The 17,092-nt window shown below is 49.5% G+C and carries 18 protein-coding genes; 9 read left to right on the top strand and 9 right to left on the bottom strand.

Annotated elements, in window-relative coordinates:
• The first annotated feature begins 585 nt into the window (after positions 1-585).
• Together D4L85_RS29600 and D4L85_RS29595 are read left to right on the top strand one after the other, a co-directional pair.
• Positions 586-1,044, top strand: coding sequence for a DUF4365 domain-containing protein (locus D4L85_RS29600; RefSeq protein WP_119757739.1), 459 nt, complete (start codon positions 586-588; stop codon positions 1,042-1,044).
• Positions 1,041-1,496 carry a hypothetical protein gene (locus tag D4L85_RS29595; protein WP_119757738.1) on the top strand — a complete coding sequence of 152 codons (456 nt, stop codon included), beginning with the start codon at positions 1,041-1,043 and terminating at the stop codon, positions 1,494-1,496. The genes D4L85_RS29600 and D4L85_RS29595 overlap by 4 nt, the downstream gene beginning before the upstream one ends.
• Before the next feature lie 33 nt (positions 1,497-1,529).
• On the opposite strand, the gene D4L85_RS29590 is transcribed toward D4L85_RS29595, so the two are convergent.
• The 4 genes from D4L85_RS29590 to D4L85_RS29575 are packed head-to-tail and all read right to left on the bottom strand — an operon-like array spanning position 1,530 to position 5,680.
• Entirely contained in the window at positions 1,530-2,375 is an 846-nt protein-coding gene (locus D4L85_RS29590; protein WP_119757737.1) for a GNAT family N-acetyltransferase, read from the bottom strand.
• Between the two features lie 18 nt (positions 2,376-2,393).
• Entirely contained in the window at positions 2,394-3,578 is a 1,185-nt protein-coding gene (locus tag D4L85_RS29585; protein WP_119757736.1) for a M20 metallopeptidase family protein, read from the bottom strand.
• A gap of 9 nt (positions 3,579-3,587) precedes the next feature.
• Positions 3,588-4,661 (bottom strand): dihydrodipicolinate synthase family protein, encoded by a 1,074-nt coding sequence (locus D4L85_RS29580; RefSeq protein WP_119757735.1) that lies wholly within the window; start codon positions 4,659-4,661, stop codon positions 3,588-3,590.
• A 5-nt stretch (positions 4,662-4,666) separates the two neighbouring features.
• Positions 4,667-5,680, bottom strand: coding sequence for an NAD-dependent epimerase/dehydratase family protein (locus tag D4L85_RS29575; protein WP_119757734.1), 1,014 nt, complete (start codon positions 5,678-5,680; stop codon positions 4,667-4,669).
• A 360-nt stretch (positions 5,681-6,040) separates the two neighbouring features.
• Between D4L85_RS29575 and D4L85_RS29570 the strand changes: the two genes are divergently transcribed.
• Entirely contained in the window at positions 6,041-6,718 is a 678-nt protein-coding gene (locus D4L85_RS29570) for an efflux RND transporter periplasmic adaptor subunit (RefSeq protein ID WP_119757733.1), read from the top strand.
• A gap of 136 nt (positions 6,719-6,854) precedes the next feature.
• Positions 6,855-7,589, top strand: a complete 735-nt coding sequence (locus D4L85_RS29565) for a hypothetical protein (RefSeq protein ID WP_119757732.1) — start codon at positions 6,855-6,857, stop codon at positions 7,587-7,589.
• A gap of 21 nt (positions 7,590-7,610) precedes the next feature.
• Here the strand turns inward: D4L85_RS29565 and D4L85_RS29560 are convergent, their stop codons facing one another.
• Positions 7,611-8,156, bottom strand: coding sequence for a hypothetical protein (locus D4L85_RS29560; RefSeq protein ID WP_119757731.1), 546 nt, complete (start codon positions 8,154-8,156; stop codon positions 7,611-7,613).
• A 117-nt stretch (positions 8,157-8,273) separates the two neighbouring features.
• Here D4L85_RS29560 and D4L85_RS29555 point away from each other — a divergent pair, with 117 nt between their 5' ends.
• Positions 8,274-9,587: a hypothetical protein gene (locus tag D4L85_RS29555; protein ID WP_119757730.1), complete on the top strand. Its 1,314-nt coding sequence runs from the start codon at positions 8,274-8,276 to the stop codon at positions 9,585-9,587.
• Between the two features lie 197 nt (positions 9,588-9,784).
• Here D4L85_RS29555 and D4L85_RS29550 read toward each other — a convergent pair whose 3' ends face one another.
• Positions 9,785-10,372, bottom strand: coding sequence for a porin family protein (locus D4L85_RS29550; protein ID WP_119757729.1), 588 nt, complete (start codon positions 10,370-10,372; stop codon positions 9,785-9,787).
• Between the two features lie 884 nt (positions 10,373-11,256).
• Between D4L85_RS29550 and D4L85_RS29545 the strand changes: the two genes are divergently transcribed.
• The 4 genes from D4L85_RS29545 to D4L85_RS29530 all read left to right on the top strand — a co-directional run bounded on the left by D4L85_RS29545 (position 11,257) and on the right by D4L85_RS29530 (position 14,727).
• Positions 11,257-12,441, top strand: coding sequence for an OmpA family protein (locus tag D4L85_RS29545; protein WP_119757728.1), 1,185 nt, complete (start codon positions 11,257-11,259; stop codon positions 12,439-12,441).
• Positions 12,442-12,726: 285 nt separating this feature from the next.
• A complete protein-coding gene (locus tag D4L85_RS29540; RefSeq protein ID WP_119757727.1) occupies positions 12,727-13,530 on the top strand; it encodes a type 1 glutamine amidotransferase domain-containing protein in 804 nt (267 codons plus the stop codon).
• Between the two features lie 113 nt (positions 13,531-13,643).
• A complete protein-coding gene (locus D4L85_RS29535) occupies positions 13,644-14,129 on the top strand; it encodes an RNA polymerase sigma factor (RefSeq protein WP_119757726.1) in 486 nt (161 codons plus the stop codon).
• A gap of 4 nt (positions 14,130-14,133) precedes the next feature.
• Entirely contained in the window at positions 14,134-14,727 is a 594-nt protein-coding gene (locus tag D4L85_RS29530) for a hypothetical protein (RefSeq protein WP_119757725.1), read from the top strand.
• A gap of 7 nt (positions 14,728-14,734) precedes the next feature.
• Here D4L85_RS29530 and D4L85_RS29525 read toward each other — a convergent pair whose 3' ends face one another.
• From D4L85_RS29525 to cysS, 3 genes are read right to left on the bottom strand one after another with little or no spacing between them, the layout of a single operon-like run.
• Positions 14,735-15,232 (bottom strand): hypothetical protein, encoded by a 498-nt coding sequence (locus tag D4L85_RS29525; RefSeq protein ID WP_119757724.1) that lies wholly within the window; start codon positions 15,230-15,232, stop codon positions 14,735-14,737.
• A gap of 58 nt (positions 15,233-15,290) precedes the next feature.
• Positions 15,291-15,518 (bottom strand): membrane protein insertion efficiency factor YidD, encoded by a 228-nt coding sequence (gene yidD, locus D4L85_RS29520; protein WP_119757723.1) that lies wholly within the window; start codon positions 15,516-15,518, stop codon positions 15,291-15,293.
• A gap of 48 nt (positions 15,519-15,566) precedes the next feature.
• Positions 15,567-17,072, bottom strand: a complete 1,506-nt coding sequence (gene cysS, locus D4L85_RS29515; RefSeq protein ID WP_119757722.1) for a cysteine--tRNA ligase — start codon at positions 17,070-17,072, stop codon at positions 15,567-15,569.
• Positions 17,073-17,092: the final 20 nt, after the last annotated feature.

Genomic DNA, 17,092 nt, shown 5'->3' with positions numbered 1-17,092 from the left:
AAGTCTGTTGCCCGAACCGTTGCAATATTTTCGTTAATGCAATCGCAAAAACCTGACAGCAGTTGAGTTCAGAACTAAACAATCGGAGTTCGGATCTCTGACAACGGAGTTTTGAACTAAACTGCCTTACTTCGGAACTGTGGCGTCCGAGTTCAGGGCCCCGGATGCCGGCATTCAGAACTCCGACGCTTGAGTTTTGAGCTGAGACAGTCGCATTAAAAGACTTGCCTTCGAAGTGAAAAACCAAAGCATCTTCGTTCGATCTTGCGGGAGTTTAGAAATAGGCGCAGCGATTTAGTTCGTGACCCGGGAAGAAGGAATTTTTCGTTTCATCGCGGGACCTGATCAAATCCACTATCCTCCGCCAGGACAAGCACCTCGAAAAACATCTCCATGCATGCCCAGTAACATTTTGAATACATGGTCCCGGTGTCCTTCTTCCTGGTGGGGCATCAACTCAATTCGGGGCTCAACGTGGAGTAGGGCACAGCGAGAGTTAGCTTTTGTTTCTTGACATAACCTGGTTTTTTAAGATTAAGAAATTTAGATTTGTAGGGACCCGTTAGCTGAAAATTGTTATACATCATGACGAATGAAATTGGTGATTTGGGCGAAGCTATATTTAGCGTTGAGATTTCGCGCGATTATACCTTCCGACCAAGACATTTAGGCGAAAAGTGGCCTTCTTCTGATTTCTACGTTGAACTGATAGGCCCAAAAGAACATTTCTTTTTTATTGTTCAGGTCAAGGCCACGTCAAGGGGATGTGATAGAAAGGGAAATTTGAAGGTTAAGGCCACAAGTAACAAAATAAATGAACTGAATGCCTATTACTGTCCGACTTACTTAGCGGGCGTTGAAGTAAAATCAAATTCCGTCTATTTAATGTCCGTTAATAGGAATAGGAGGAAGATGGTAAGTAATTTGCCGACAAGGTTTCTTCTCGATAAGGAAAATAGGACCAGACTATTCAATGAAGTGAAATCTTTTTGGGAGAAGTCTGATTTAAAGAAGTATAAAAAGAACTTTAAACATTCGATATGAAAAGCAATTTGAGTAGTCTGAAGGCGTGGCGAGCGGAAGAAATTGCGAAAATCTTTCTTTTGAAATCGGACTACAAAATGTCGATCGAGAAGTATCCGACACCATTGTTTGATTTTTTTGTCACCCTCAAAAGTAGCCCCCAGGTTCAATTTGCGATTGAGGTTAAGACGACAGTGAATTTTCAGAGTGGCATCAAAGAGCAGCTTGCCAAGTTGAAAATCTATAGAAATGTGGGAATGATTGAAGTTCCCGTACTGCTATTTAGGATTGATGAAAAGGAGGAAAGTGGTAAGCTTGATTTTTTGATAGCACCGATTGCAGACAACAAACTTTTGATTCAGAATGAGTTTCATTTCGAGGAATTGAATCAGGACAGTTTAAAAGTAAAAATAAAGGCAATTGTCAACTGGTACAAGGCGAAAGTAGCGGCGTCACCCGATGCTGGACTTTAATGTGCGTAATTTGATTTTTAAATTTGGATTGCGCTATCCAAACTCCGGCCCAAGCATGGCATATTGATTCCTGGGAGTGCCAGGCCAATGGTTGTTTCCCTTGTACATTCTAACAAACGGCCTCAGCTCCGAGAAGCCAAGCAATTGAATCCACGCACTCCACGATTCATCATGATGAGGCACATCAAGTACCACAGGTATATTTCCGCAGTGCCTCAGTGCAGCAGAGACCAGTTCCCTGGCGACATCAGCGTCTGTGGCAACTACCGGACCGATCTGTGTAAACCGGTATCCCGGTCTTCCAAAACAATATCCTCTGAGTTGCCCGCCGTTGCCAACTTTGAAAGCCAGATCAGGTGCTCCTTCCCTCATCCAACGAAGGAGTGGCATGCGGTCAGCGCCAAACACTTTTTGGTCGAACAATCCCACGCTGTCAAGGTCGTCGTTTCCCAGTGCCGTGGCGGTTGAGGACACCAGGTGTTGCGTGTTCAGAGAAGCGGTCGACATCCTGCTGAGTCTGTATTCATCCTTGAATCCAAGTTTGACGTAGACTTGCCGGCCGGCCGGGGTAGCATCGAGCTTCACACTGTCTTCATTCTTCAATATCTCGAGGGCCTGTTCAAGTAGTTTGAGCCCAATGCCCTTTCGTTGATGAGCCGGATCGACCAAAACCATCCCGATCCATGAAAAGTGATTGCTGTAGCGGAGGGTAGTGACCGTGCCAATAACATGTTCGTCGTCATCCACACACACCCTGCTGCCTTCCGGATCTAGCGTGAGAAAAATCTCCCAGTCGCGCGCGAGCTGATTCCAGGTGGCACTTCGGCAAAGGGCGAGCCCCGACGGCACATCCTGGCGTTCCATTTTTCTAAACCTCATGCGTACTGTCGTTCTTGGTTAGTTGCCGAGTTTTTTCAAAGCCATGTAGGCCATCAGCCCCGTACTCATGCCTAGTGCACTCTCATCCACATTGAACGTTGGCGTGTGCAGCAAAGACGTGATCCCTTTTTCAACATTGCCCACGCCGCACAGGTAGAAACACGAATCGGCTACTTGTCCGTAATACGCAAAATCTTCGGCGGCCATCCAGATGTCTTCATCGATCACGTTCTCTTCGCCAAGGTAGTCGACGGCATAGTCCCGGAGATTTGCGGCAAGTCTTTCTTCATTGACGAGCACGGGATAGCCGTGGTCGATGCGCAATTCGCACGTTCCGCCCATGGCCGACGTCACTTTCTCCGCCATGTTGGCAATGAGGCCCAGTGCTTTTTCGCGCCAGGTTTCGTTCATGGCGCGGAAGGTGCCTTCCATATAGACTTCATCGGGAATGACGTTGACGGCGCCGTTGGCGATCACCCGCCCAAATGAAAGCACCGACGGCTCCCTGGGGTTTGCCGAACGGCTGATAATTTGTTGAAGGGCGATGATTACATGCGCTGCAATCACCACCGGATCGATCACTGTGTGTGGTTCAGCGCCATGACCGCCCTTCCCGATGATGCGGACATAGAGCGAGTCCATCGACGCCATGTGTTTGCCTTTCCGGATGCCGATCTTGCCGGCGGGAAGTCGGGGCATGGCATGCTGACCAATGACCGCGATAGGAGAGGGATCACGCAAAGCACCTTCCTTGATCATCCGTGTGGCTCCACCAGGCAATACTTCTTCTGCCGGTTGAAATAGAAGTTTTACCGTGCCGTTGAATTCCTGTTTGCAGCGCTGGAGGATCGCGGCTGTTCCCAGCAACGACGAGGTGTGAAAATCATGACCACAGGCATGCATGACGCCGGGATTCTTTGATGCATAATCAACTGCATTCAGTTCCTGTATGGGGAGCGCATCCATATCCGCGCGAAGTGCCACGACGTTGGACGCCGGAGTATGCCCCTCAATAATTGCCAGAACACCGGTATCGGCGATGGGCCGCCAGGAGATACCGATCTGGTCTAACTGCGACTTGATATACGCTGAAGTAGCCTGCTCCTGGAACGAGAGCTCGGGATGCTGATGCAAATGCCTGCGGATCCGGATGATCTCCGGAAGTATTTCGGCCGACAATGCTTTGATCTTGTCACGCAGCATGAAGTAAATTTAATGAGGATGCGAAAACGCTTTTTCAAGAAAATGTTTGACCTGTTCGTCGTCGGTTAGCCCCGGGTAGGCATGACACACACGATCGATCTCTTCCAATTGTCCCGGCGATAATTTTTCTTCCGGGTTCAAGCACCAGGTGCCTTCCAGTAGTCCCTGTCTGCGCAGCACTTCATGGATCCCGGGGATGCAGCCGTGAAAAGCGTTGGCGGAATCAAAGATCGCCGCGTTCATATCGGTTACTTTTATGCCCACACTTAGCAGCTCGCTGACCACGCCGTTATCATTTCCGGATTGTTTAATATAGTTCAGCAATTTCACCGCGGCCCCCGTCCAGACCGCCCAGTGCCCAAGAAGTCCGCCGACAAATCTTTTTTCAATCTGCTCTCCGTTGACATCAAAGCGATAGGTGGTGAGCAAGTCGGCGACGATGTTGTCATCATTTCCGGTATACAACGCAATATCATTGTGCCGGGGTGATGCGCATACGGCCCTCACTACGTCCAATGTTTGATAACGATTGAAAGCTGCGACCTTGATCGCGTACAGATTAGGAATCGACGCAGCGTCTTTCCAAAAATCGTACGAGAGCAATCGACCACCGACAGCAGGTTGCAAATAAAAGCCGAAGACCGGAATGATTTCCGCAACGGCCGTCAGTCGTTTGATGAGATCAGATTCACGCTGATCATTCAGTCCCCCCATGCTGACCAGCCCGAGATGATAGCCATGCTTCACAGCAAGTTCTGCTTCGCGAAGGGCTTGTGGAGTTGGTCCAACGATGCCGGCGACTTTGATGAAAGGCCTGCCGGGATCCGATTCACGGATCTGTTCGGATGCCAGACGCAGCACAGGTTCAAGTAAGTTGACGTCAGGTTTTCTGATCTCGAATTGCGTGGTGTGTACACCCACGGCCACGCCACCCGCACCGGAAGCCATGTAGTATTGGGTGAGCAGCTTTTGTCGCCTTTCATCGAGTCTTCGCTCTTTTGTTAAGGCAAGCGGGTGAGCGGGTATGACAGTTCCTTCCCGGAGCAATTGGCTGATGGAAGGAGAGAGGGTAGGGTGGGTCATGGTGCTTAAAATTTTCCTTCCCGTTCCTGGAAGTGTGTTGGTTTGTTCAAAAATTTGCCGCCTTCTGCGATCCAGCCGGCAATCACTTCAATCATTTGTCGAAGGGAGACGGCCGGGTCCCCGAAGAGCCGGCGCATTTCAGAGGCATCGCTGAGCAGTGCAGTTTCCTGCTCCTGGTTTGTAAAGACCGGCTCCAGGCCAAAGACCTTTCCGAATTCGACGGCAAGCTCACGGACTGAAAGTTTCTCCGGTCCTGCAACGTTGAGGATCTTCGCGGGTACGCTACAGTGGTGCAGTGAACGCAAGGCGATCTCGTTTGCTTCCTGTTGCCAGATAATGTTGACATATCCCATGCGCAGATCGATGGGTTGTTGATTTCTGACCTTCAGCGCAATGTCCGCGAGCACACCATAGGTAACGTCATTGGCATAGTTCAGCCGGTAGATAAGGATGGGCGTTTGATGTTTTTGCGAGAAATACTGGAACACCCGTTCCCTGCCCAGGCACGACTGCGCATATTCGCCTACCGGTTGCGTTGGGTGACTTTCGTTAGGCCCATTCGATTGAACCGATACCAAGGGATAGACATTACCGGTAGAGAAAACAACGATGCGCGATTTTTGGTATTTCTCCGCCACGCGTCCGGGAAGGTAACTGTTCATGGCCCAGGTAAAGGATTCCTTTCCCGTGGTCCCGAATTTTGTTCCGGCCAGGTACAAAACATTTTGCGCGTCAGGCAACCGTTGCAGGGCCTCATCGTCGAGCAGGTCGGCCTGGTGTGTGATGATGCCGTGCTGCTGGAGCTCTTCTTCCAGCCCGGGCTCTGAGAATCGCGCCACGCCAATAACCCGCTTGTTCATGCCGGCCAGGTCAATAGCCCGTTTGGCAAGCTTTGCGAGGGACGGCCCCATTTTTCCACCTACCCCAAGGATAATGATATCACCCTCCAGGGTGGCGATGCTTTCAATAAGCGGCTGCGAGGGTTCGAGCAGCTTCTCATATAATGACCGGATATTCATGTTTTTTGTTGTGATCAAAAGTTAATGATATTTAAGACAAGGTTCCCAACCGGTAAGAGACCGGCTTGGACAATATCTCATCTTGATTGATCATCAGAGAGTCAATTTAATGTTTTTTCGTATGCTCAACTCAACCCTTTATAGGAGGAGGACTTCTTTTTCCGGGGCCGGCTTTCAGAAGGTTTCTTGTCCAGCAACCTGGTAAGGCAACGCTGCTGGAAGTTCTTAATGATTGAAAGTGATACAGGTTTGTTCAATACCGAACAAAACATGATCAGCCGCATCGGAATAACCTGATTTTTACCTTCATTTTTCCGGCATGCTTTTGGGGAGCCGGAGTTCAGATAACGTCAATGCTATATGAAGAAGATAATGTGGGTTGCCATCTCAATGCTAACCGTGTTTGTAATTTACAATTGGTTTTTTGCGAGCAGAAGGAGAGTACATGTATGCGGTGTTGACCCTGGACGTATGACCGTTTCATCAGTAAATTACGGCCTATTTACTGAATTCATTCCTCAAACCGGAACAGTATCAAAAGACACGGTCGCGAACACAACGATCGTAAAAGTCCCCATCGACGAGCTTTACTTTTCCCGAATTGCCGTGGGATTGACGGCCACCACGACGGTGAACAACACCGACTACACATTGGAAATCACTCACGTTTACACTACAGTAACGAATGGCCGCTTTTCTGTGGATATGATTTTTAAAGATGAGACACCCGATCTTGCGGATGGAAAGACGCTACGACTGAGGATTGTGCTTAGCGATCCGGTAGAGGCTCTGCTCGTCCCGGTGGGAGGCTTTTATAAAGACACCGGCGGCGAGTGGGTGTATGTTGTCCAACGAGAACATCGTGCGGTGAAGCGCCGCGTAAAACTCGGCCGCAAAAACACTGAAAATTTCGAGGTCTTGGATGGACTAAAGGCGGGGGACAGCGTGATCACCTCATCCTATGAGAATTTCAATGATCAGGAATCGTTTGATCTGAGCGACATGAAGGAGAAGCTCCGTTCATCAATAACAATGTAATCACGATAGGCAACACCTAAAAATTAACAAAGGCTGTCGCGGACGATTACCGCGATAGATAAACGTTGTCTCGCTGTGAAAACACTCGTGGAAATAATTAAATTGGCTCCGCCTGAATTATTCCAGCAGGGTTGTTATGAGAATTTGTTTACTAATCATTTTTTTTATCGGTCTCCACCTCGCCGAGGGGAGAGCTCAGGCAAGATTCAAGACGGGCGACACGCTATACGTCTGGGCCAGGAACAAACTCCAGGTGCGCGATCGTCCCAATGGGAAAATAATCGGCAGCCTCAGTTATGGTGACCAGGTGGTCCTGCAAGGCTATTCGGAGTCTGGTGCTTCTATACAGGCGTTGCCCACAACGATCGAGAAGGGTAAAGAGAATGATAAGGTCATGGTGTCGGGGAGCTATGTTGAGGTTAGTTTTAAAAAGACAAAAGGCTATGTGTTTGACGCATACCTATTAAGATATCCACCCTTAGAAAGCAAGGAGCCCCTCCCGGAATATTTTGCCAGAACCTTCGGACTATTAAAAACGCTGAAGGAAGAACGTGGTACGGAAAATTATTCATTCTTGCGGTATGTCTACAAGAACGGTATCTCGTATGAATCGCAGACCGGCGAAAAGTCTTATGAAAGTGTCGTCATCATCCCAGACCTTTCCATCGCGGAGGCCATTGTTTTTTGTAGTTATCTCTTTCACCTGGAGAGCTATTTGGCTAATGCCTATACGTCGCACGTTGTCAAGGTTGTTGACATCAGAAATCAGGGAACGGGATCCTATTTATACTTTGCATTTGACCTCGAATCCTTCCGTATTGAAAAGACGGGAAGCTATATCATCATAACGAGCGAAGGAGTGGAAGGATAGTCACGGCGATTGAGAAGGGAGCTAGCAAGTTAACTTCACCAAAACCATGAATAGTCCGACGATGACGAAAGCCCCACCAACAACGAATCCTACAATAGAAAGTGTTCGGTGCAAAGGCTCCACACTTTGGGCAACGAGGAGTTTTAGCCTGCGATGATCGTTGGGTGACTGAAACTGTGCCTTCGACCACAGCATGGAATCTTTTGCGATCACATCTTCCAGGTTGGCAAGGGTCAGTACGCAACGACCGGCCTTCGTGGTTGAAAATCGCCAATATTCAATTCCTACGTTTCCTTCTAAAGAAAACCGCGGCGCCATCCTGTTTTCGGTGACCCTGAGCCTCCATTGATCATCCAGAACCAACTGAATATCAAGATTCGTATCGCCCTGGACCGATCCAGCCCCAAAAATGGAAATAGAATAATCGCCGGGTGTTTTGATTTCAAATTCATGTGACCCTTCTTCAAACTTCAAAACAGCCAGGGGCTTCCGGCCTTGGAAAACCCCTTTCATCGAAAGGGCCAGCGATAAAATGCCTACCAGTAGCGTTGCAAACCATGCAATCATATAGAGAAATTGATTTCTTCTAGGGTATCAAAGTGGAGTATCCTGAAAATTTGTTAACATTGACGCAGGCGTTGCCTGTCAATATCCGGTTTTAATTTTATCTGTTTTTAGCAATATATGACGATCCGCAGTTTTCCAGGTGTCTTTATCCTGGTTTTTCTTAGCCCGCTCTTTTCCATAGGCCAGCAAATTTTATACACCCATCACACCACGGGCACGCTAAAGGACTTCACTACCGTCCGTCTCGGCGATAGCCTGCTGTTTTCGTTTAAGGACATCCCGAACGATTCACGGCGTTCCCAACATGCCGTGTGGCTTGCCGATTCTGTGGCACTTCCCACCGATCCGGTGGATGCCGAGGTGTTCACGGCTGCGCGATTCGGTCGCGACGAATATTTTTATTTCTTCGAAGGAAAATCGCGCTCGCGCCGATTGAAGACATGGATTTACAACGATTCCACAAAAGGGCGGGTAGAGTCTGCAGACACCCTTTTCTTGCACGGAAAAATAATAGGGAGCTATGTGGATGGAAACCTTTTTGTAGTGTCGTTCAGGGAAATGGGCAGTGAACTTTCCCTGGTGGAGATCAACCGGATGCGTGTGGTGAGTGAGAAACGCTTTCGCCTGCCACAACCCATTGCCCCTGAGCTCGCTGCAGGGCCGGTAGATTTTTATACCGATGCCTCGGAAATCACATTCCAGGGAAGAAGCCACGTGAAAGTATTCAAGTATGACAAACTCTATGTTATTTATGATCTGGGAAGTCGCACGTATGCGATGACGCTGGATCCACAAACCGGTGCTGCTGACCTTAAAGCGTTTCTCGCGTCCAGCGAAGCCGCCGATTTCAGATCGTTCCTGATCGATGGAAAACTATTCCGCATTTTGCACGCCAAGAAAAAGTTTCAACTCGACATCTTCGACCTGGCCACCAGCACCCAGATCGCAAAAAGCGAATTGACCGCGGCACAACCCGATTTCAACACCTACTTCCGTTATGGTCGCAAGAACGTGATTCATCACAAACATAAATTTTCCTACATGTTAAAAGCTGCCAACGTCTCCACGCCACAGATTGCGGTGTTGAAGCGTGATGGCCAGTATATCGTTCAATGGGGTGACTACTACGATGAGAACGGTATGGGAGGCGCCGGTGCCGGTATCATCGGCATGATTGTGACTACGGCCATTCTGCAGATGATGGAAGGCCCTGGCCTCAACCACTACTTCTATTATGCGTGGAACGAACAGCAAAATTCTTTTCAACGCCTGGACCCACCGCTAAACGTAGTCCGCGACGCTATCGACTGCTATGAAATGGATCACGTAGTTCGTTTCGAGGACAAGCGTTATATCGCCTACCGCGACGGCATCGCCGCCATCTATTATGACTCTTCCGCGCGGATGGTTTCTGTCGTATACTTTCATTGATGACAGGCTTGAGATCAGCGGCCATGCAAGCCATGCTGTGATCTTTTTCTCAGGGAGGAGGGCTTACGAGCGCATTTCCGTCGCCGCCATTTTTTGGAACGCATATAAAATAGAAACGGCCGTGCGATAAGACGCACGGCCGTTCCATATTAACAGATCAACGATACTCACCTCTCTTCCGAGAGGATCGAGCACAATTACTTGCCAAACAATTTGTAGCCTACCGAAAACTGGAGGGCGTAGTTCTTTGCTTTTACATTGTACGTGTTGTCGTCAATGTTGGCGATGTCGCTAAGACCTTTCACAAAACGGAAAGAGAAATTCAATTTCATGGGCAGATCAATGCCAATGCCGGCAGCAACGCTAACGTCGGTGCTCTTGAATTGATCCTTGGCGTCGGTCGAGCCAGAGGAATCTTTGTCTTTCGCGGATGCGAGGACACCAAATTGAGGACCAGCGTGGAAGCTCAACAGGCTGTTTACGTTGTAACGAACCAACACGGGAACGTTGATATAGGCCATCTTGAGTTTGAGATCACCCGACTTAGCGCCTTGTCCGGAATAAAGAATTTCAGGCTGGAGGCCGAGGTGTTCCGAGAACATGGCGGTCAGGTAAACGCCACCGTGCAGAGCAGGCAAAAAGCTGGGGCTTGTGGTGTAGCCGCTGCTGGAGTATGTCTGGTTGGCCAGGTTAAGACCAGCTTTGATACCACCGCTAACGCCTTGGGCAAAAGCACCAACGCTTGCAAAAAACATGATGCAAAGGACTGTTGTAAACTTCTTCATAAGATTTGTTTTGTTTTAACAGTACAAATAGAATGGATCAAAAACCATGATTTTGAAGAGAATAGGGGAAATACCTACACGGGTAAGCCCAAAATAGCGCCGCAAAGCCACCCCGGATCCCTTCAACAAAGGTGTTTGCCCATACAGGGGCCTATTTTGAGGATATTAAGTGCCTGTCGATGAGGTTCGAACGTATGGGCTGGACCCCGAAGGATGGTCAAATAAGGACTTGGCGTCGTCAACTTCTATGCTTACACCCTAAAATGCGGGCAATACCTTACTTGCGAAGATGTTGATTGGATTGGTAGTCCAGCCTTAACGTGAGGTAAAGCTTGCTATTTAGCATCGTCATAAGGGAGATGAATATAGAAGCAATGTTTCAACTCATATATATAGTGCAGTACCGTAAGCAAAAATCCAAAGCTATTTCCCGTGCGCCCGAATGCGTTGACCTCAAGGGGTGTTCGAGACGTTATCGGTTTGGATCGACTCAAGCCCTCACGGTAAACGATGAGAATATATGAGCCATGTTATAGAAAGGGTATGGGATTAACCCAGGTTACTTTTTTTCAAGGTCGTCAATTAAAGAAGCAATTTGCGAGAGCAAACAGAGCAGGAGATGGGTAATGATGTGTTAAGATAGGTAATGATTTGTTAAACAGCTCAAGTGTAGCGATAGGGTTGTTAACGGCTCTCAGAGCTTTGTAGATCGCAAAAGATTTTAGTGGAAGTTTTTGTAGTACGCTTATATATTATGATTATTCAGCTTTATCAATGTCGTGCCTGTTTTTTTCCTCGCCCCCAATGGCTGCGCATGAAATATTCGGAATCAGCATCTCCAAACACTTTTATTCTTTTTAGTTTTATTTAGCTTTGGGCGTCAAATGAAGTGGATCAGGCTTAAGGTTTCCGGGATACGGAACGCTTTCTTTATAGTAGTCATGTTTGCAACGGTTGCCATAAACCGTTCACAGGCCCAGGGCCAATCATATCCTTACTATTATGTAGTTGTCGGAGGGTTTGCCTCACAGTCAAATGCCGAACATTTCACAACCCATGTGCACGAACTTAACTTTCCGGCGCGCTATGCCTTCAACGCGAACCGCAAGTTGTATTACGTCTATGTAAGGGTAACAAAAGACAAACAGCAAGCCCGCGAAACGACCTACCGGCTAAGACTCGAAACGGAATTCAAAAAGGCCTGGATCTACAACGGTCCGCTCGAAGGCAGTGGCGTAGCAGAGTCCACAGCGGAAGCAGAAAGACAGGAAGCCCACGACACGGGCAACGTGCCCATCGACGAACAGCCAGCGGCAGACACCGCGGCCATCGGCAAGGCACCGGCCACCGACACGCTCTCCACCGCTGTCGCACTTCCCGTAAAAACATTTGTCTTTCAATTGACCAGTGGTACTGCTAACACATCGGTATCCGGACCTGTACACCTGTTGGACAAAGAACCAGACGATCGGGTGGAGCAGTACCCGGCCAACGAAAAGGTTTCCGTTCCCGCCCCCGCCACGGGCAAGCTGGTGGTAGTATGTAACCTGATCGGTTATAAGCTGGCAAAGCGGACGATCAATTTTGCCGATCCTTTAAAAAGTATCAAAGGTGCATCGATAGGAGAGGAGCAGGAAGTGATCGTCCCCATAAAACTTGTTCCCGTCAACCGCGGCGACTATATCGAACTCGAGCATATAAAATTCTTTGAGCACTCTGCCATCCTCACACCTGCTTCGGAAGCCGAACTTTTGGAGTTGGTAAATTTCATGGCCAATCCGCGTTGTAAGATCAGACTGTTTGGTCACACGCAAAGCGATGCGTCCGGAGAAATCATCACCAAAGGCAGCAGCGCCAACTTCTTTGCGCTTGACCCTGCAAACAATCGTGCCACGCACGGCTCAGCCACTGAACTATCCCGGCAACAAGCCGAGATAGTAAAGGCCTACCTGGTAAGCAAAGGCATCGCGCCCAACCGCATTGCCACCAAGGGCTATGGAGCCATGCTGGCCATCTACGAGAACGCCAACGCCAACGACAGGATCGAAGTAGAGATCATCCGGAATTGACCGGCGCATGTGTGCACATTTGTGCCTAACGATGACCGCAGTCTTTGACCGCCAACCGGCCTGCATTTGATTGGCCCGATAGTGGCCCCGGTTGTTTTTCGTCGTCAACTATTGTTTGGTATTCCCCACGGGTTGCTAGTATCCCCACCAAGCAACTCAGCTTCGAACGCTGTCCAACCCCGTTGCAGAACACAAGCGCTAAACATTCCTTCTTTGTAGCGTTAACAACCCGTTAACAATCTTTCATCAGCTCCCGCCCGTATACCCTCGCTTAACCCTCAAAACATGACATCAAAAAAACAAACCACGTTAGCAACACCTTGCAAACTCCTGATGGTATTGGGCCTTAGTCTACTGACCCTTTATAGTACGGCCCAGGTAAAAAAGGTTCTGATTGTTTCCACCAATGTTGATTCAGTAGGAGCAAGCCAAAGCGGCACGTTTCTCCGGGAGATCGCATATCCTTTTAAATACTTCACCGATCAAGGCTACACGGTGGACATTGTGACGCCCAAAGGGGGAAAGGCCGCCCTGTATCAACGCCCTAACGAAGCCGAGGATTTAATACTTATTCAGAACAGCGACGCGTTCATCTCGAAAACTTCGGCCACGCTTTCACCCACCCAGGTTAATTCAAAGGAGTACGTCGCCGTATTCTATCCCGGCGGACATGGCCAGTATTTTGACGTGGTGAACGACGAGCGTATCGCGAGGCTTGCCGCCGCCATTTACGAGCGTGGTGGTGTGGTAGGAACGGCCGGTCATGGTGCAGCTTCGCTGATCAACGTGCAACTGCACAACGGCGCTTACCTGGTAGAAAACAAATCGATGACCTGCTTCCCACAATGGGCAGAGAAAAAATTCATGGACATCTCCCAATATGGTAAGCTGCTCGCCTTCGACATGCAGGAGGTCCTGGCGCGTCGTGGCGCAAAGCTTACGGTATGTACGGCCGAAACCTATGGCAACAAAGAGCTCAACCAAATCATAGACTCCAAAAATCGATTGGTCACGGGAGCATTCGCCGGTTCGGCACAGTGGGTGGCAGAGCAGATGGTGGTGTTGATAAAAGGAGGGAAAACACACTAAGCGCTCGCCTTTGTTTGTGTTCCTTACCAACAAAGGCGACGTTCCTCAATATTTTTTTCCTTCCGTGTGATTTTTTTACCCCGCCTTCAACTAATCCTTCGTAATTTCTTCCGATGCCAAACGAAAGTGAGTTTATCCGGGTCATAAAGGAGAGCGAAGGGATCATTTTCAAGATCGCGATCCTGTATGCCGCGGATCGGGATGATCAAAAGGATCTTTACCAGGAGATTGTCTATCAACTCTGGCGATCGTTCGATTCGTTTCGCAGCGAGTCGAAGATCAGCACATGGATTTACCGCATTGCCCTGAACACCTCCATCACGCATTTGCGCAAGGAGAAAAAGAGGGGTGCCCGGGTGGCCATCGGCGAGGCCGTGATAAACCGGTTCGACCAAGACGACAATGCCATGGAAGAACGACTGACACAGCTGTACGGCCAGATCAGAAAACTGAGCACCATCGAAAAGGGGATCGTGCTGCTGCACCTGGAGGGAAAGAACTATGAAGAAATCGCCGCCATCACCGGCTTCACGGCTACCAACGTGGGCACCCGTCTGAGCAGGATCAAAGACAAATTGAGGTCGCAGCTAAAAGACTAGCACTATGGAACTGGATGAAATGAAAAACCTTTGGACCGAGATGTCCGCAAAGCTGGAGGGACAAAAAAAATTGACCGACAAAATGATCATGATGATGACCCAAGAACGATATCAAAGAAAGCTAAGCAAAATTAGAACGCCTGAGCTGATAAGCACTGCCCTGAGTTTTATCATGGTCTTGCTTATCCTGCTTAGCCTCAACAAATTCGAAACTCCCTTTCTGCTCGCCTGCGCCATCGCCTCGGCGACCATTCTTTCGGTGTTGCCGGTTCTTTCGCTGTGGTCCATCCGCCAGGTAGGGCGTGTGGACATTAAAGCAAGCAACTACAAGGACGTATTGCTCCAGTATGCGCATGCCAAACGCAAGCTACTATCCATACAGAGACTCAGCTTCTATCTTGGTTTTGTCTTGCTGGTGGTGGCGTTGCCCGTCTCCGTCCGGATGATGGGGGGCAAAACCCACATCGAAACCGGAACATGGCTTTGGTACTTGCCGTTGGGATTTGTATTCTTTTTCGTTTTCGCCCGGTGGGTATATCGATGCTATGTGAATGTCACCGTTCAACTGGAAGATTTGTTGCGGGAGATTGGGGAGTGAAAAATGGTCAAGTCTCCGATTCAACGGTCATTTTTTTCTTTGGATCCAAACTATAGGAAACACCAAACAATACGGCCAACAACCCAAAGGCGCCAGGGTCCCCCAGTTCCAGCCAAACGGAGAGCAATGCACTCACGATGAGCGAAACCACTCCTGTGATTCGAAAGAATCTGCTCTGCCACAGTTTTGTAGTAAACCCATCCTCGCGATAGTTCATGCCAAAGGCCAACGGGGCAACGGGTACGAACCACGCAAAAAAGAAAAATAATTTGGCTCTCAAAGAAAGTGGGGCGCGGGCATTTTCTTCGTTGATGATCTTGCTGACTTTCTTTTCGACTGTGAAGGTCTCCAGTTCATCCACGCCAATTTTCCGGGTGTTGATTTCAGCCTTCACCGCCTCGATCGCTTCGGCGGTGTAATCATCCTGGTGATAGAGAATGTCCAGCAATTGATCGTTTGGGAGATTCGCGTAGCGTTTTGCCAGCTCGTTTTTGTCAGGTAGCATATAACGAAGTTAAAAAACGTGGTATACAACGAAGTTAAAAAAATATCCCATCGAAAATTCAATGCTTCGGTCGCTTCGGCACCGGGTCATAGCCGTGTGTCCCCCAGGGATGACACCGTGCGATCCGCTTCGTGCCGAGCCAAATGCCCTTGATCACACCCCATTCCTGGATCGCCTCCACGGCATATTGCGAACAACTCGGCGTGTGCCGGCAGTGTGTACCCAACAAGGGCGATAAGGCAACCTGGTAGAATCGTATGGGCAGTATGAATATTTTCTTCAGCATCCGCGTGGTCAAAACCTCTTATTCAAACAGGCGCATCCGAAAGGTAGTTCAGTCGATGGTGTAACTCATCTCGCCTTCTTTGCCATCCATAAGTTGCACGCCCATCTTTTTCAGATCGTCGCGGATCTTGTCCGACAGGGGGAAGTTGCGGTCTTGGCGCGCTTTCTTGCGCAGGTCGATCAGCACCCCGATCACGTTATTGAGCAGGTCGTGGTTGTGTTCTTCCTCTTCCTTGAGACCGAGCACGTCCTCCATAAAGCCGATGTAGGACAGCTTGAATTGCTCAAAGGTGTCTGCATCCACCAGGCTCAGCGACACGTTGCCGGACTTGAAGTCGTTGATGCGCGAGGCCATCTCGAAGAGCACAGCCAGTGTGCGGGCCGAATTGAAATCGTCGCTCATGCTGGCGTAGAGGTCCTCGGTATATTGTGCGAGCGTTTCGGTCAGGATCTTGTCGGGCGATGCGGCGCCGGGGTGATACAGCTTCTTCAGGATCACCATCGCGTTCGACAGCTTCTTGAATCCTTTCTCGGCGGCGCCGAGTGCTTCGTTAGAGAAGTCGAGTGTGCTGGAGTAGTGTGATTGCAGCATAAAGAAGCGCACCGTCATGGGGCCGTAGCCTCTTTCCAGCAGGGCATGGCTTCCCTCAAACAACTCCCGGGGCAAAAAGGAATTGCCCAGCGATTTGCTCATTTTCTGTCCGTTCACCGTAAGCATATTGGCATGGATCCAATAGTTCACAGGGCTTTTGCCGGTGGCGGCCACGGCTTGGGCGATCTCGCACTCGTGGTGGGGAAACTTCAGGTCGATGCCACCGCCGTGGATGTCGAACGTCTCGCCGAGGTATTTGGTGCTCATCACGGTGCATTCGATGTGCCAGCCCGGAAAGCCTTCGCCCCACGGGGAGGGCCAGCGCATGATGTGGTAGGCGGAAGCGCGCTTCCAGAGCGCAAAGTCCACTTTATTGCGCTTTTCATCCTGCGCGTCCAGTTTCCGTCCGCTTTCCATGAGGTCTTCCAGCACGCGGCCGGAGAGGATGCCGTAGTTATGGTCTTTATTATACTTGGTCACGTCGAAATAGACGGAGCCATTCACTTCGTAAGCGAAACCGTTTTCTAAAAGTTTTTTCACGATTTCGATCTGTTCTACGATATGACCGGTTGCCGAGGGCTCGATGCTGGGAGGGAGGATGTTGAACTGGCGCATCACATGGTGGAAGCCGTCGGTATAGTGTTTGACCACTTCCATGGGCTCCAGTTGCTCTGCACGGGCCTTTTTGGCGATTTTATCTTCGCCTTCGTCCGCATCGTTCACCAGGTGTCCGACATCGGTGATGTTTCGCACATAGCGGACACGGTATTGAAGGAACCGCAGATAGCGTGTTATCAGGTCGAACATCATGAACGTACGCACATTGCCCAGGTGCACGTCGCCATAGACCGTGGGGCCGCATACATAGATGCCGAGGTGGCCAGGGACGATCGTTTCCAGGCGTTCTTTCCTGCCTGTGAGGGAGTTAGTAAGGTGTACGGGGTATTTTTCGAAAAGCATCATACTCAAAATCGGCTCAAAAT

The organism is Chryseolinea soli, from assembly GCF_003589925.1.
Classification (GTDB): domain Bacteria; phylum Bacteroidota; class Bacteroidia; order Cytophagales; family Cyclobacteriaceae; genus Chryseolinea; species Chryseolinea soli.
The sequence above is the reverse complement of the archived record's forward strand: the minus strand, read 5'-3'. Positions and strand labels throughout refer to the sequence as shown.

What these genes read in the sequence shown, in the direction of transcription:
- D4L85_RS29595 (WP_119757738.1), top strand. Translation starts at nt 1,041, where the DNA reads ATGAAAAGCAATTTGAGTAGTCTGAAGGCGTGGCGAGCGGAAGAAATT.
- D4L85_RS29540 (WP_119757727.1), top strand. Translation starts at nt 12,727, where the DNA reads ATGACATCAAAAAAACAAACCACGTTAGCAACACCTTGCAAACTCCTG.
- D4L85_RS29535 (WP_119757726.1), top strand. Translation starts at nt 13,644, where the DNA reads ATGCCAAACGAAAGTGAGTTTATCCGGGTCATAAAGGAGAGCGAAGGG.
- D4L85_RS29545 (WP_119757728.1), top strand. Translation starts at nt 11,257, where the DNA reads ATGAAGTGGATCAGGCTTAAGGTTTCCGGGATACGGAACGCTTTCTTT.
- D4L85_RS29585 (WP_119757736.1), bottom strand. Translation starts at nt 3,578, where the DNA reads ATGCTGCGTGACAAGATCAAAGCATTGTCGGCCGAAATACTTCCGGAG.
- D4L85_RS29565 (WP_119757732.1), top strand. Translation starts at nt 6,855, where the DNA reads ATGAGAATTTGTTTACTAATCATTTTTTTTATCGGTCTCCACCTCGCC.
- D4L85_RS29555 (WP_119757730.1), top strand. Translation starts at nt 8,274, where the DNA reads ATGACGATCCGCAGTTTTCCAGGTGTCTTTATCCTGGTTTTTCTTAGC.
- D4L85_RS29575 (WP_119757734.1), bottom strand. Translation starts at nt 5,680, where the DNA reads ATGAATATCCGGTCATTATATGAGAAGCTGCTCGAACCCTCGCAGCCG.
- D4L85_RS29600 (WP_119757739.1), top strand. Translation starts at nt 586, where the DNA reads ATGACGAATGAAATTGGTGATTTGGGCGAAGCTATATTTAGCGTTGAG.
- cysS (WP_119757722.1), bottom strand. Translation starts at nt 17,072, where the DNA reads ATGATGCTTTTCGAAAAATACCCCGTACACCTTACTAACTCCCTCACA.
- D4L85_RS29550 (WP_119757729.1), bottom strand. Translation starts at nt 10,372, where the DNA reads ATGAAGAAGTTTACAACAGTCCTTTGCATCATGTTTTTTGCAAGCGTT.
- D4L85_RS29580 (WP_119757735.1), bottom strand. Translation starts at nt 4,661, where the DNA reads ATGACCCACCCTACCCTCTCTCCTTCCATCAGCCAATTGCTCCGGGAA.
- D4L85_RS29530 (WP_119757725.1), top strand. Translation starts at nt 14,134, where the DNA reads ATGGAACTGGATGAAATGAAAAACCTTTGGACCGAGATGTCCGCAAAG.
- D4L85_RS29570 (WP_119757733.1), top strand. Translation starts at nt 6,041, where the DNA reads ATGAAGAAGATAATGTGGGTTGCCATCTCAATGCTAACCGTGTTTGTA.
- yidD (WP_119757723.1), bottom strand. Translation starts at nt 15,518, where the DNA reads ATGCTGAAGAAAATATTCATACTGCCCATACGATTCTACCAGGTTGCC.
- D4L85_RS29560 (WP_119757731.1), bottom strand. Translation starts at nt 8,156, where the DNA reads ATGATTGCATGGTTTGCAACGCTACTGGTAGGCATTTTATCGCTGGCC.
- D4L85_RS29525 (WP_119757724.1), bottom strand. Translation starts at nt 15,232, where the DNA reads ATGCTACCTGACAAAAACGAGCTGGCAAAACGCTACGCGAATCTCCCA.
- D4L85_RS29590 (WP_119757737.1), bottom strand. Translation starts at nt 2,375, where the DNA reads ATGAGGTTTAGAAAAATGGAACGCCAGGATGTGCCGTCGGGGCTCGCC.